Consider the following 14,139-nt stretch of genomic DNA (forward strand, 5'->3'; position numbering starts at 1 on the left):
TATAGAAATTACTTTATACTAACAAAAAACCCATCTTGCTTTTTAGATAAGATAGGTTTTTTTGTATTAGAATAAAAGTAGTATAAGTGTCACTACTATAGCACATGTAATTCTGATGATTTTTAAAGGTTCCTTTCTGTTTGTCATTCCAATAGGCCCCGTAGCAAATTAATCCACAGCCAATCAGCCAAAGAGATAGTGCGACAATCAACAAAAAGAAGTAGAGAAAGATAGATAAGGTTGCAAGGCTACTTCCGATAAGGAGAAGCCGATTTCCTAGGGGATTCCTGCCTTTTCTTAATTCTGAAAGGCTAGCCAATAAATGAAGAAGAGGAAAAGCAAGAAGTAAGAAGGCTAAAAAAATAGCAAGAATAATAACGAAGTTCATAAGATTTCCTCTCTAGCTAGAATAATGATGATCTATTTTTGTTTGGTTGTCATTTCTATGACGTCTAAGTAAAATCTCACTACTTGATCTTCCTTATAAGATTTTCCTTTTTTTAACCACCAGGTCAGTGTTTCAATAAAATTGCTGACAACAAAATGTTTGAGGTAGGAGGCCGGAATCTTAGGATAGGAAACTTGCAAGTCCTCTGCAACCATGGGATAAACATGGTGTTCTAATTCTTTTTGCAATTGACGAAGGAAGTAGTCATTTTTTGAAAAAAGAAGGCTGGTGACATGGTCTTGATTTTTCTTAAAATGCAAAAAAATATGTGTCAAATATGCTTCGATGCTAATATTTTCCTCGCGTTCAAAAAGATGATGAAAGAGATAACGGCAGAGCTCATCTAGGAGTAATTCCTTACTTTCATAATGACTGTAGAAGGTTGAACGACCAACGTCGGCTAGGTCGATGATCTCTTGGACCGTGATGGATTCATAATCTTTTTGATTTAGTAATTGTAAAAAAGCAGTATAGATAGCTTTTCGAGTCTTGGTAATGCGACGATCTTGAGCAGTCATATGGACACTTTGAACAAACTGTTCCGTATCTTACAAAGTAAACAGTTTGCTCCTATCCTTTCTGAAATGAATGTTAGATAATGATAATGAACAAGATGTTCATGAATCTATTATAACAAAGGAATGATGATTATGAAGACAAAACATACAGTTTGGTTAGCTTTTTTCTTGAATTTAAGTTATGCCATTGTTGAGTTTATCGCAGGAGGGATTTTTGGATCGAGTGCAGTTCTTGCGGACTCAATTCATGACTTGGGGGATGCAATTGCAATAGGGGTATCAGCCTTTCTTGAAACAATTTCCAATCGTGAAGAAGACAGCCACTATACCTTGGGTTACAAACGGTTTAGCCTTCTAGGTGCCTTGATAACGGCTGTGATTCTCATGACAGGCTCTGTTCTGGTTATCTTAGAAAATATAACGAAACTCTTTCATCCACAACCGGTCAATGATGAGGGAATCCTCTGGCTAGGAATCATAGCGGTTAGTATCAATGTATTGGCAAGTCTAGTGGTTCGTAAGGGAAAAACCAAGAATGAGTCTATTTTGAGCCTGCACTTTCTGGAAGATACTCTGGGTTGGGTGGCTGTTATCCTAATGGCCATTGTTCTGCGATTTACCGACTGGTATATCCTAGATCCTCTCTTGTCTCTGGTTATTTCGATCTTTATTCTCTCAAAAGCTATTCCACGTTTTTGGTCTACACTTAAGATTTTCTTGGACGCCGTGCCAGAAGGAGTGGATATCCAGCGAGTAAAGAGTGATTTGGAGCAACTGGACCACGTTGCTAGTATCAATCAGCTCAATCTCTGGACCATGGATGGTTTGGAAAAAAATGCCATTGTCCATGTTTGTCTAAAAGAAATTGAAAAGATGGAGGTCTGTAAAGAATCCATTCGAAGCAAACTCAAAGATTGTGGTTTCCAAAATATCACCATTGAGGTTGATGCAGACCTAGAAACACACCAAGCCCATAAGCGAAATATGGAGGAGTTGGAAGTAGGTCAAAGTCATGGACAGGAACATCATCATTAATGAGATGTAGTATAAGTGAGCGAAAGCTAAATAAAAAGTGTATACTAAAGGTAGTTACATAGAGAGAGGAAATTTTTAAATGAAATCAGCAATTTATACCAAGGCAGGTCAGGTCGGCATTGAGGAAATCAAGCGTCCAAGCATTCAAGAATCGGATGATGTCATTATCCGTGTAGTTCGTGCTTGCGTTTGTGGTTCAGATCTATGGAGCTATCGCAATCCAGATATTAAAGCAGGTCACAAAAATAGTGGACACGAAGCGATTGGTATCGTTGAAGAAATTGGAGAAGCCATTACAACGGTCAAGCCCGGTGATTTTGTGATTGTGCCATTCACTCATGGTTGTGGCGAATGCGATGCTTGTCGTGCTGGATTTGATGGTTCCTGTGACAATCATATTGGAAATAATCTAGGAGGGAATTTCCAGGCTGAATATCTCCGCTTCCACTACGCTAATTGGGCCCTTGTTAAAATCCCAGAGCAACCGTCTGACTACACAGAAGGGATGCTCAAGTCTCTCTTGACTCTGGCGGATGTCATGCCAACAGGCTATCATGCAGCGCGTGTTGCTAATGTTCAAAAAGGCGATAAGGTTGTGGTCATTGGCGATGGAGCTGTTGGGCAATGTGCTGTTATCGCAGCTAAGATGCGTGGAGCTTCACAAATCGTCCTTATGAGTCGACACGAAGACCGTCAAAAGATGGCCTTGGAGTCAGGTGCGACAGCGGTTGTGGCTGAGCGTGGTGAAGAAGGCATTACCAAGGTGCGAGAAATTCTCGGTGGTGGAGCAGATGCAGCTCTCGAATGTGTCGGTACAGAAGCAGCCGTCGACCAAGCTCTCGGTGTACTCCATAATGGAGGACGCATGGGATTTGTCGGTGTGCCTCACTACAATAACCGTGCGCTTGGTTCGACCTTTGCTCAAAATATCTCAGTGGCAGGTGGAGCAGCATCAGTTACTACTTATGATAAACAAGTTTTATTAAAAGCAGTTCTTGACGGTGATATCAATCCGGGTCGTGTCTTTACTGATAGCTATACCCTGGACGAGATTGATCAAGCATATAAAGACATGGATGAACGCAAGACTATCAAGTCTATGATTGTGATGGATTAATACTCTTCGAAAATCTCTTCAAACCACGTCAGCTTCACCTTGCCGTAGATATAGGTAACTGACATCGTCAGTCTTATCTACAACCTCAAAGCAGTGCTTTGAGCAACCTGCGGCTAGCTTCCTAGTTTGCTCTTTGATTTTCATTGAGGATAAAAAGAAAATCCTAATAGAGATTTGAGAATCTCTATTAGGATTTTTTATGTTCAGTTGTTGTGATTAATGCAAGGTACTTTCTCTTAAAGTTAGTTTGGTTCCTAGCATAGTAAGGCTTGGAATTTTGCGTCCGTGAAGGACTTCTCTGTTCAGAATATCCATTCCTGTGCGTCCCATTTCTTCGGTGTAGACTGTGATACTGGAAAGTGGTGGGAACACTTGCTTGGTTAGAATGGTATCATTAAAGGAAATAATGCTGACGCGCTCAGGAATGCTGATGCTGGCTTCTTGAAGGGCACGAAGGGCACCAATGGCCAAACTATCACTGGCAGCAAAAAAGGCCTGTGGAAGTTTATCTCCTAATTTTTCGATAGCCTCCTTCATCAAGTCATATCCAGATTGGGCAGTAAATAGACCTTGGAAAATGAATTCTTCGTTATAAATTCCTTTTTCTTGCGTATAGGATATAAAGTAATCTAAACGCTTATCTGCGATGACTTCTTCATGGTCAGTAGTAGTTTCAAGACCGGATAGGATACCAATCTTTTTACGATCATGATCTGTAAAGTAATCAACAACCTGTCTAACAGCATTATAAAAATCTGTAATAACACAGGTATGACCAAGGGCAATTGTATCACTATCTAAAAATACTAGGGGTTTGTGATATTCTTCAAATGATGCAATCTGTGCTTGACTAAATTTCCCAATACAAAGAATCCCAATCACTTCTTCACTAAGCGTGAAAGGCTGATCATTAAAATAGCGCAGAATGTCATAATCTAATTCTTGGGCTCTATTTTCAATTCCTAGTCGAATCTGGTAGTAGTAGAGATCTTCTAACTCTCCCTGTTCACTGACCCACTGGATAATGGCAATTTTCTGTTTGAGTTTATGTGATTCACCTGTTTTGAGATGTTTGGTATAGCCTAGTTCTTCGGCAACGGTTAAAATACGATGTCTGGTTTCTTCTGTGACAGATAGACTCTGATCGCGATTGAGGACACGGGATACAGTTGCGATCGAGACAGAGGCTAGCTGAGCAATATCTTTGAGTGTAGCCATAATTCCCCTCCTTTTCAGGTTATTATAGCATATTTTTCTTCCTTTTTACTCATAGTTTAGTAAAATATCGGTAAAAATGTTGACCTAAGCAAAACCCTTGGGTACAATAGAAGAAAACGATTACAGGATAAACTTTTTTACCTAATATTTCGTAAAAGGAGAATTCATATGACACAACATCTTACTGCTGAAGCACTTCGCAAGGATTTTCTTGCTGTTTTTGGTCAAGAAGCAGACCAAACCTTCTTCTCGCCAGGGCGCATCAACTTGATTGGGGAACATACTGACTATAACGGTGGTCATGTTTTTCCAGCAGCTATTTCACTCGGAACCTATGGGGCTGCTCGTAAGCGTGATGACCAAGTTTTGCGTTTCTACTCAGCCAACTTTGAGGATAAGGGCATTATCGAAGTGCCTCTTGCTGACCTCAAATTTGAGAAAGAGCACAACTGGACTAACTATCCAAAAGGTGTCCTTCATTTCTTGCAAGAAGCTGGGCATGTGATTGACAAAGGTTTTGATTTCTATGTCTTTGGGAATATCCCAAATGGTGCGGGCTTGTCTTCTTCAGCATCTTTGGAACTTTTGACAGGTGTCGTAGCAGAATACCTCTTTGACCTAAAATTGGACCGTCTAGATTTGGTTAAAATCGGGAAACTAACAGAGAATAACTTTATCGGCGTTAACTCTGGGATTATGGACCAATTTGCTATCGGAATGGGAGCAGATCAACGTGCTATTTACCTAGATACTAATACCCTAGAATACGACTTGGTTCCTCTTGATTTGAAGGACAATGTCGTTGTTATCATGAACACTAACAAACGCCGTGAACTTGCGGATTCTAAATACAATGAACGCCGCGCTGAGTGTGAAAAAGCAGTAGAAGAACTCCAAGTGGCCTTGAATATTCAAACCTTGGGTGAATTGGATGAGTGGGCTTTTGATGAATACAGTTACCTCATCAAAGATGAAAATCGTTTGAAACGTGCTCGCCATGCCGTTCTTGAAAACCAACGTACACTTAAAGCACAAGCGGCTCTTCAAGCAGGAGATTTGGACAAGTTTGGTCGTTTGATGAATGCGTCTCACGTTTCTCTTGAGCATGATTACGAAGTGACTGGCTTAGAATTGGATACTCTTGTTCATACAGCTTGGGCTCAAGAAGGTGTTCTAGGCGCTCGTATGACAGGAGCAGGCTTTGGTGGTTGTGCCATTGCCTTGGTTCAAAAAGATGCAGTTGAATCCTTTAAAGAAACTGTTGGCAAACACTACGAAGAAGTAGTTGGCTACGCTCCAAGTTTCTATATCGCTGAAGTTGCAGGTGGAACTCGCGTTTTAGACTAGGAGAGAAGGATATGGAAGCTGTAATATTTGATTTAGATGGCTTATTAGCCGATACTGAAATCATTTCTCTAAAAGTTTATCAAGAATTGCTTAGAGATTTTGGAATTCCTTTCACAGAAGAAACTTATTCTAGAGACTACAGTGGACATAGGGAAGAGGAGAATGTTCAACGATTTTTGGACACCTATGATTTACCTTGGAACTTTGACCAAACCTTGGCTAAAGTTTATGAACTGGAAGCTCAAATCTTAGCCAAAGGTGTAAATTTAAAAAAAGGTGCTAAAAATTTGCTTACTTATTTGCAAAAAGAAGGCATTCCAATCGCTTTAGCAACATCAAGTGTTGAATCTCGAGCTAGAATGATATTGGATAGCAATGGTATACTATCACTATTTGACCATTTAGTTTTTGCAAAAGATGTAAAGCGAAGCAAACCTTACCCTGATATATTTTTAAAGGCCTGTAGTGATTTGAACGTTTTACCAGAGAATTGCTTGGTACTAGAGGATAGTGAAGCAGGGATTGAAGCGGCATCTAGAGCTGGGATTCCAGTTATTTGTATTCCAGATTTAAAAATACCAGCACAGTCTTTCTTAAATAAAACAGAACAAGTTTTTCAGGATTTAGATGCTGTCAGAGACTATTTAGAAAGTAAGAAGGAGGTTTTCTAGTGACCTTAGTAGAAAATTTTGTGACCAAAATCATTGCAGAAAGTAGCTTTGAAGAGTTGGATCGTATCTATCTGACCAATCGTGTTTTAGCACTGGTGGGAGATGGAGTTCTTGAAGTTGAGACTGACCAGGATGATTTGATTGAACTAAAAGATCAGCTTGTCGAGGAAGCCGTTCGATTGGAAACAATTGAAGATAGTCAGGCTGCGCGTGAGATTCTCGGTGCTGACCTCATGGATTTGGTAACCCCTTGTCCAAGTCAGGTTAATCGTGACTTTTGGGATACCTATGCCCAGTCACCAGAGCAGGCAATTGCGGATTTCTACCAACTCAGTCAGAAGAATGACTACATCAAACTGAAGGCTATCGCAAAGAATATTGCTTATCGTGTACCATCTGACTACGGTGAACTGGAGATTACCATCAACCTCTCTAAGCCTGAAAAGGATCCAAAGGAGATTGCGGCAGCCAAGTTGATCAAGTCGAGCAACTATCCTCAATGTCAACTCTGTATGGAGAATGAAGGTTACCATGGTCGTGTCAATCATCCAGCTAGAAGCAATCACCGTATTATTCGATTTGATATTTCTGGTCAGGAATGGGGCTTCCAATATTCGCCTTACGCTTACTTTAATGAGCACTGTATTTTCCTAGATAGCAAGCATCGTCCTATGGCGATTAGTCGTCAAAGTTTTGAACGTTTGTTAACAATTGTGGAGCAATTTCCAGGCTATTTTGCTGGTTCAAATGCAGACTTACCAATCGTGGGTGGTTCCATCCTGACGCACGATCATTATCAAGGTGGTCGTCATGTTTTCCCAATGGAAGTGGCTCATTTACAGAAAAACTTTACCTTTGAAGGTTTTGAAACTGTCAAAGCAGGAATTGTCCAGTGGCCTATGTCTGTGATTCGATTGACGTCGGATTCAAAAGACGAGCTGACTAACCTTGCTGAGAAAATTTTACTGGCTTGGCGTCAATACTCAGATCCAAGTGTACAGGTCTTGGCAGAAAGTAATGGAATACCGCACCATACTATTACACCGATAGCCCGTAAACGAGATGGGCAGTTTGAGTTGGATTTGGTCTTGCGGGACAATCAAACATCTCCAGAGCATCCAGATGGTATCTATCATCCCCATAAGGATGTTCAACATATCAAGAAGGAAAATATCGGCTTGATAGAGGTCATGGGTTTGGCAATCTTGCCACCACGCTTGAAGGAAGAAGTGGAGCAAGTAGCAGCTTATCTAGTCGGAGAGGATGTTCTAGTAGCAGATTATCACCAAGAATGGGCAGATGAGTTGAAAGAATCTCATCCTGGATTGACTGACAAAGACCAAGCTCTTAATATCGTCCAAGAATCTGTTGGAAAAATCTTTGCACGAGTTTTGGAAGATGCAGGAGTTTACAAGCAAACAGAAGAAGGACAAGCTGCCTTTATGCGCTTTGTGGAGCAGGTTGGTATTTTGCCCGAATAAGTGCTTCTCTCTTGCGTAGAGTCTTGAAAAGTAGTATCATAGTGTCGTTTGAAATATCAGGAGGAACGTATGAAAGATTTTCACTTTGACGCTATATCTGCCTTTGAAAATTACGAAATTGAAAAAATGAGAGACGGTCACGTGGTGGTGACAACAAAAGTAGTGGACTCCTCACTCAACTACTATGGGAATGCCCATGGAGGCTATCTATTTACCCTTTGTGACCAAATTAGTGGCCTTGTGGTGATTTCGCTTGGCTTAGACGGAGTGACACTCCAGTCTTCCATCAACTATCTGAAAGCCGGAAATCTAGGAGATGTTCTCACTATCAAAGGAGAATGTGTCCATCAAGGACGTACCACTTGTGTCGTCGATGTTGACATCATCAACCAAGATGGCCGAAATGTCTGCAAGGCAACCTTCACCATGTTTGTCACAGGACAACGGTCTGAAGATAGACAGGTGAGGATATAGGAAACATAAAAAAGAGGCACATGCCTCTTTTTTTATTACTTTCCCACTCTAATGCTTTATTATCCTATTCACTAAATCTTAAAAAATAGCCATCTGGGTCTAAAACTGCAAATTCATGAGGGTAGATATATTGTTCACCAACACGAAATTCTCTTTTAGTCAAAGGACGATGAATAGGATAGTTAGACTCGATTACTTTCTGATAGACTCGAGGGACATCCTTTATGCCAAAGGAGATATTGACTCCACGACCAAAGGGGTAGTTCAGTTCAGCTAGTTCCTCCTTACTCCCCTCCTCTAGCATTAGCTGGCAATCTTCAAGTGAAAGGAAGAGGAATTTTTCCTCTGGACGCTCGTATTCGACAGAGAATCCCAATAAGTCGCAGTAGAAGTGACGCGATTTCTCGATATCCGATACGACAAATTCAGGGATGACAGCTTGATAGTCCATTCGTTTTCTCCTTAGAAATCAATCTCCATGACAATCGGTGTATGGTCTTGACGGGCACCGGAGTCGATCATATCTGACTTGGTAACCTTGTCAGCGACACGATTACTTGTGAGCCAGTAGTCGATTCTCCAGCCTGTGTTGTTGATTTTTGAAGTCTTGTTGCGTTGTGCCCACCAAGTATAGCGTTCTGGAACCTCTCCGTGAACATGGCGGAAGGTATCTGTAAATCCTTTGGCTAAAAGTTTTGTAAATCCTTCACGTTCTTCGTCTGTAAATCCTGGTGAACGACGGTTGCTGGCTGGGTTGGCAAGGTCAATTTCCTTGTGGGCAACGTTGTAGTCCCCGGTTGCTAGGACAGGTTTTTGCTTGTCTAGTTGAGCCAAGTACTCCGCATATTTGACATCCCAGACTTGACGATCTTCCAAGCGTTTGAGTCCATCACCAGCGTTTGGTGTGTAAACTTGAGTCACGAAAAATGTATCAAATTCTAAAGTGATGATACGGCCTTCAGAGTCCATGGTAGAAGGTGCACCGATTTCTGGGAAGCTGATAGTTGGAGTGAGTTCTTTCTTATAGAGAAACATGGTTCCAGCATAACCTTTACGAGCAGGTTCTTGAGAGGAACGCCAAGTATTTTCATATCCAGGGAAGAGTTCTTCCAACACCTCGAGGTGTTTTTTAGTAGGACCTTTAGCTGAAAGCTTGGTTTCTTGGATGGCGATAATATCAGCGTCTTCGGCTACCAAGGTTTGGAGGACATCTTGTGATAATTTCGCACGCGCAGAGTCACTCGTGAGTGCAGCGTTTAGGGAATCAATATTCCATGAGATCAGTTTCATAATGTTTACCTTTTCATTCAGATTATAGACAATATTATACCAGAAAAAGAAGTATTTCCCCAGCGTATAGTTTGAAAAATCCAGGTCATTCCTATATAATAGAGAATGATTTATGTAAAGGATTGAAAATAAATGAAATGTTACTCCTTTGAGTATCTTTATCGCTGAATATGACAAAGTTTAAGTTAGTGTCATCACCTATGAATAGGAAAAACCTGAGGCAGTCGCCTCAGGTTTCCATTTGTTATTAGAAAGGAATTTTATGTCCATCATCCAAAAACTCTGGTGGTTTTTTAAATTAGAAAAACGCCGTTACCTAGTTGGAATTGTAGCTTTGGTTTTGGTTTCTGTACTAAACCTTATCCCACCTATGGTCATGGGGCGCGTGATTGATGCCATTACTTCGGGACGATTAACACAAGATGAGCTCCTGCTCCATCTCTTTTATCTCCTGCTGGCAGCTTTCGGGATGTATTATCTGCGTTATGTTTGGCGCATGTATATCCTAGGGACTTCCTACCGACTTGGACAAATCATGCGTTCAAGACTATTTGAACATTTTACAAGGATGTCTCCCGCTTTTTATCAGAGTTATCGGACTGGGGATTTGATGGCTCACGCAACCAATGATATCAATGCTCTGACTCGTTTAGCAGGTGGTGGTGTCATGATGGCAGTGGATGCCTCTATCACAGCCTTGGTAACTCTCTTGACTATGCTCTTTAGCATTTCTTGGCAGATGACCTTGGTTGCCATTCTGCCCTTGCCATTTATGGCCTATGCGACTAGTCGTCTGGGGAGAAAGACCCATAAGGCTTTCGGAGAATCACAGGCAGCCTTTTCTGAACTCAACAATAAGGTTCAAGAATCTGTATCAGGTATCAAGGTAACCAAGTCCTTTGGCTATCAGTCTGATGAATTGGCATCTTTCCAGGAAGTCAATGATTTGACCTTCCAAAAGAATCTGCAAACTATGAAATATGATAGTCTCTTTGACCCCATGGTTCTACTCTTTGTTGGTTCTTCCTATGCCTTAACTCTCTTAGTCGGTGCCTTTATGGTGCAAGCGGGACAAGTAACCGTTGGGAATCTTGTCACCTTTATCTCTTACTTGGATATGTTGGTCTGGCCCTTGATGGCTATTGGTTTCCTCTTTAATATTACTCAAAGAGGGAAGGTTTCTTATCAACGAATTGAGAGCATCTTGTCTCAAGAGTCACCTGTCAAAGACCCAGCATCTCCACTTAACGGGATTGAAAATGGGCGCTTAGACTATGCCATTGATCGTTTTGCCTTTGAAGACGAAGAGACGCTGAAAGATATCCATTTTAGCCTCGAAAAAGGGCAAACCTTAGGCTTGGTTGGACAAACTGGTTCAGGGAAAACAGCTTTGATTAAATTGCTCCTACGTGAGTATGACGTTGACAAAGGAGCTATTTATCTAAATGGTCATGACATTCGTGACTATCGACTAGCTGACTTACGTGGTTTGATGGGATACGTTCCACAGGACCAATTTCTCTTTGCTAGTTCTATCATAGAGAATATTTGTTTTGGAAATCCTGACCTACCTTTCTCTGCAGTAGAGAAAGCAACTCAGTTGGCTCAAGTCTATCAAGACATTCAAGCCATGCCTGAGGGGTTTGATACAGTTATCGGGGAAAAAGGTGTTAGTCTATCTGGCGGGCAAAAGCAACGTCTGGCTATGAGTCGGGCTATGATTTTAAATCCTGATATCTTGATTTTAGATGATTCCTTGTCAGCTGTGGATGCTAAGACAGAGTTCGCAATCATCGATAATCTCAAGGAAACTCGCAAAGATAAAACGACTATCATCACTGCCCATCGTCTTAGCGCAGTTGTTCATGCAGATTTGATTTTGGTCATGCAGGATGGTCGCATCATTGAACGAGGTAGGCATGAAGACTTACTAGCCTTGGATGGTTGGTATGCCCAGACCTACCAGTCTCAACAGTTAGAAATGAAAGGAGAAGAAGATGCGGAATAAACAAGAACAATGGGCTGTATTGAAGCGTTTGTTGTCTTATCTCAAGCCCTATAGTCTCCTCACCTTTTTAGCCTTAGCTTTTCTCCTTACGACGACTGTTATCAAGAGTATTATCCCCCTGGTAGCTTCTCACTTTATCGACCAGTATCTAAACAACCTTAATCAGCTTGCTGTTACAGTTTTGCTAGTTTACTATGGTCTCTACATTCTTCAAACCATTGTCCAATATGTGGGGAACATCCTCTTTGCGCGCGTGTCCTACAGCATCGTTAGAGATATCCGACGTGATGCCTTTGCTAATATGGAGAAGCTAGGCATGTCTTACTTTGATAAAACGCCTGCAGGCTCTATTGTCTCTCGTTTGACAAATGACACCGAGACTATCAGTGATATGTTTTCGGGGATCTTGTCCAGCTTTATCTCGGCAGTCTTTATATTCGTGACGACCCTTTATACCATGTTAGTTCTGGACTATCGTCTGACTGCTTTAGTATTGCTCTTCCTACCTTTGATTTTCCTTTTGGTCAATCTCTACCGTAAAAAATCGGTCAAGGTCATTGAAAAAACCAGAAGTCTACTGTCAGATATTAACAGTAAGCTGGCAGAAAATATCGAAGGAATTCGTATTATTCAAGCCTTTAACCAAGAAAAACGCCTGAAAGAAGAGTTTGATGAGATAAATCAGGAACACCTAGTCTACGCTAACCGTTCAGTAGCCTTGGATTCTCTCTTTTTACGTCCAGCTATGAGTTTGTTGAAGTTGTTGGGATATGCGGTTTTGATGGCTTACTTTGGCTATCGCGGTCTCTATCTAGGAATAACGGCAGGAACCATGTATGCCTTTATCCAGTATATCAATCGTCTCTTTGATCCCCTCATCGAGGTGACACAGAACTTTTCTACCCTTCAAACATCCATGGTTTCAGCAGGTCGTGTCTTTGCACTCATCGATGAATCCAACTATGAACCGGCCCAAGAAAATGCACAAGCGGAGATTAGAGAAGGAAATATCCGTTTTGAACATGTGTCCTTCTCTTATGATGGAAAACACCAGATTCTCGATGATATTTCTTTTACGGTTAATAAAGGTGAAACCATCGCCTTTGTCGGGCATACTGGCTCTGGGAAATCTTCTATCATTAATGTTCTCATGCGCTTTTATGAATTTCAGTCTGGTCGAGTTCTCCTAGATGGAGTGGATATTCGTAAGTATAGCCAAGAGGAATTGAGAAAAAATATCGGTCTGGTTCTACAGGAACCTTTCCTCTATCATGGGACCATCAAGTCCAATATCGCTATGTACCAAGATATCAGCGATGACCAGGTTAAGGTTGCGGCAGAATTTGTCGATGCAGATTCTTTCATTCGGGATCTTTCATTAGGCTATGATGCCCCTGTATCTGAGCGTGGTTCGAGTTTCTCTACTGGACAACGTCAACTACTTGCCTTTGCTAGAACTGTTGCCAGTCAACCGAAAATTCTGATTTTGGATGAAGCGACAGCTAATATTGACTCTGAAACAGAAGCCTTGGTCCAAAATTCCCTAGCCAAGATGAGACAGGGCCGGACGACCATTGCCATCGCCCATCGTCTTTCTACCATTCAGGATGCTAACTGTATCTATGTTCTAGACAAGGGACGAATTATCGAGAGCGGCACACACGAGGAACTTTTAGCCCTGGGAGGTACCTATCACAAGATGTATAGTTTACAAGCAGGAGCTCTATCCTAAGGAAGAATTCCTTTAAAATACAGATTTCTTGCACCGCCTCTTTCATTTTGTGGTATAATGTAGAATGTTAATAAAGATTACATATTAAAAACAGAGGAGAATGTGCATGCTGAAATGGGATGAACTACCTCAGGAGATGCAATTGAGCGAGGTAAAACCATACTACCAGCTCGTCTCTGGAAGAAAAGGTTCACTGATTCTCAAGCGTTGTCTAGACTTGTTTCTAGCCTTGGTCTTGTTAATCTTGACTTCACCCGTATTTCTAATTCTAAGCATTTGGATCAAGCTAGATAGCAAGGGTCCAGTCATTTACAAGCAAGTGCGGGTAACCCAGTACAACCGACATTTCAAGATTTGGAAATTCCGTACCATGGTGACGGATGCGGACAAGAAAGGAAGTCTAGTAACTTCTGCCAATGACAGCCGTATCACCAAGGTTGGAAATTTCATTCGCCGTGTTCGTTTGGATGAACTTCCACAATTGGTCAATGTTCTCAAAGGAGAGATGTCCTTTGTGGGAACTCGTCCAGAAGTACCACGCTATACTGAGCAGTACAGCCCTGAAATGATGGCTACCTTGCTCTTGCCAGCAGGGATTACATCGCTTGCCAGCATTAACTATAAGGACGAGGATGCCATTATTAGTCAAATGACTGCAAAAGGTATGTCGGTCGACCAAGCTTATGTCGAAAGAGTCCTTCCAGAAAAGATGCACTATAATCTAGCCTACCTACGTGATTTTAATTTCTTCGGAGATATCAAAATCATGTTCCAGACTGTATTTGAAGTTTTAAAATAAG

General features: G+C 41.4%; 13 protein-coding genes and 1 pseudogene. 9 read left to right on the forward strand and 5 right to left on the reverse strand.

Annotated features, from left to right (window positions below; genetic code table 11):
- Window positions 1-66 precede the first annotated feature (66 nt).
- A pseudogene (locus QM469_RS03730) lies at window positions 67-388 on the reverse strand (glucuronide permease).
- Between the two features lie 32 nt (window positions 389-420).
- On the reverse strand, window positions 421-966 hold the full coding sequence (locus QM469_RS03735) for a TetR/AcrR family transcriptional regulator (RefSeq protein ID WP_414276454.1): 546 nt from the start codon (window positions 964-966) through the stop codon (window positions 421-423).
- Between the two features lie 132 nt (window positions 967-1,098).
- Here QM469_RS03735 and QM469_RS03740 point away from each other — a divergent pair, with 132 nt between their 5' ends.
- Window positions 1,099-2,001, forward strand: coding sequence for a cation diffusion facilitator family transporter (locus tag QM469_RS03740; RefSeq protein WP_414276453.1), 903 nt, complete (start codon window positions 1,099-1,101; stop codon window positions 1,999-2,001).
- A 79-nt stretch (window positions 2,002-2,080) separates the two neighbouring features.
- Window positions 2,081-3,118: a zinc-binding dehydrogenase gene (locus QM469_RS03745; protein WP_414276452.1), complete on the forward strand. Its 1,038-nt coding sequence runs from the start codon at window positions 2,081-2,083 to the stop codon at window positions 3,116-3,118.
- Window positions 3,119-3,334: 216 nt separating this feature from the next.
- On the opposite strand, the gene QM469_RS03750 is transcribed toward QM469_RS03745, so the two are convergent.
- Window positions 3,335-4,336, reverse strand: coding sequence for a LacI family DNA-binding transcriptional regulator (locus QM469_RS03750; protein ID WP_414276451.1), 1,002 nt, complete (start codon window positions 4,334-4,336; stop codon window positions 3,335-3,337).
- A 168-nt stretch (window positions 4,337-4,504) separates the two neighbouring features.
- On the opposite strand from QM469_RS03750, the gene QM469_RS03755 reads away from it, so the two are divergent.
- The 4 genes from QM469_RS03755 to QM469_RS03770 all read left to right on the forward strand — a co-directional run bounded on the left by QM469_RS03755 (window position 4,505) and on the right by QM469_RS03770 (window position 8,309).
- On the forward strand, window positions 4,505-5,683 hold the full coding sequence (locus QM469_RS03755) for a galactokinase (protein ID WP_371608456.1): 1,179 nt from the start codon (window positions 4,505-4,507) through the stop codon (window positions 5,681-5,683).
- Window positions 5,684-5,694: 11 nt separating this feature from the next.
- On the forward strand, window positions 5,695-6,354 hold the full coding sequence (locus QM469_RS03760; protein WP_371608457.1) for an HAD family hydrolase: 660 nt from the start codon (window positions 5,695-5,697) through the stop codon (window positions 6,352-6,354).
- Window positions 6,354-7,835, forward strand: coding sequence for a UDP-glucose--hexose-1-phosphate uridylyltransferase (locus tag QM469_RS03765; protein ID WP_414276450.1), 1,482 nt, complete (start codon window positions 6,354-6,356; stop codon window positions 7,833-7,835). The genes QM469_RS03760 and QM469_RS03765 overlap by 1 nt, the downstream gene beginning before the upstream one ends.
- Window positions 7,836-7,904: 69 nt before the next feature.
- Window positions 7,905-8,309 (forward strand): PaaI family thioesterase, encoded by a 405-nt coding sequence (locus QM469_RS03770; protein WP_006152721.1) that lies wholly within the window; start codon window positions 7,905-7,907, stop codon window positions 8,307-8,309.
- A 64-nt stretch (window positions 8,310-8,373) separates the two neighbouring features.
- On the opposite strand, the gene QM469_RS03775 is transcribed toward QM469_RS03770, so the two are convergent.
- Together QM469_RS03775 and QM469_RS03780 are read right to left on the reverse strand one after the other, a co-directional pair.
- The gene (locus QM469_RS03775) at window positions 8,374-8,760 is read right to left on the reverse strand and encodes a bleomycin resistance protein (RefSeq protein WP_414276449.1); all 387 of its coding nucleotides are present in this window, start codon (window positions 8,758-8,760) and stop codon (window positions 8,374-8,376) included.
- 11 nt (window positions 8,761-8,771) lie between these two features.
- Window positions 8,772-9,599, reverse strand: a complete 828-nt coding sequence (locus QM469_RS03780) for an exodeoxyribonuclease III (RefSeq protein WP_414276448.1) — start codon at window positions 9,597-9,599, stop codon at window positions 8,772-8,774.
- 262 nt (window positions 9,600-9,861) lie between these two features.
- On the opposite strand from QM469_RS03780, the gene QM469_RS03785 reads away from it, so the two are divergent.
- The 3 genes from QM469_RS03785 to QM469_RS03795 all read left to right on the forward strand — a co-directional run bounded on the left by QM469_RS03785 (window position 9,862) and on the right by QM469_RS03795 (window position 14,138).
- Window positions 9,862-11,607, forward strand: coding sequence for an ABC transporter ATP-binding protein (locus QM469_RS03785; protein WP_153225479.1), 1,746 nt, complete (start codon window positions 9,862-9,864; stop codon window positions 11,605-11,607).
- Window positions 11,597-13,339: an ABC transporter ATP-binding protein gene (locus QM469_RS03790; protein WP_414276447.1), complete on the forward strand. Its 1,743-nt coding sequence runs from the start codon at window positions 11,597-11,599 to the stop codon at window positions 13,337-13,339. Before QM469_RS03785 ends, QM469_RS03790 begins: the two co-directional genes overlap by 11 nt.
- Window positions 13,340-13,445: 106 nt before the next feature.
- Complete coding sequence (locus QM469_RS03795) at window positions 13,446-14,138, forward strand: sugar transferase (RefSeq protein WP_075231481.1); 693 nt, start codon at window positions 13,446-13,448, stop codon at window positions 14,136-14,138.
- The last annotated feature ends 1 nt before the right edge of the window (window position 14,139 follow it).

The sequence above is a fragment of the Streptococcus infantis genome, assembly GCF_047464215.1.
Taxonomy (GTDB): Bacteria; Bacillota; Bacilli; order Lactobacillales; family Streptococcaceae; genus Streptococcus; species Streptococcus infantis_P.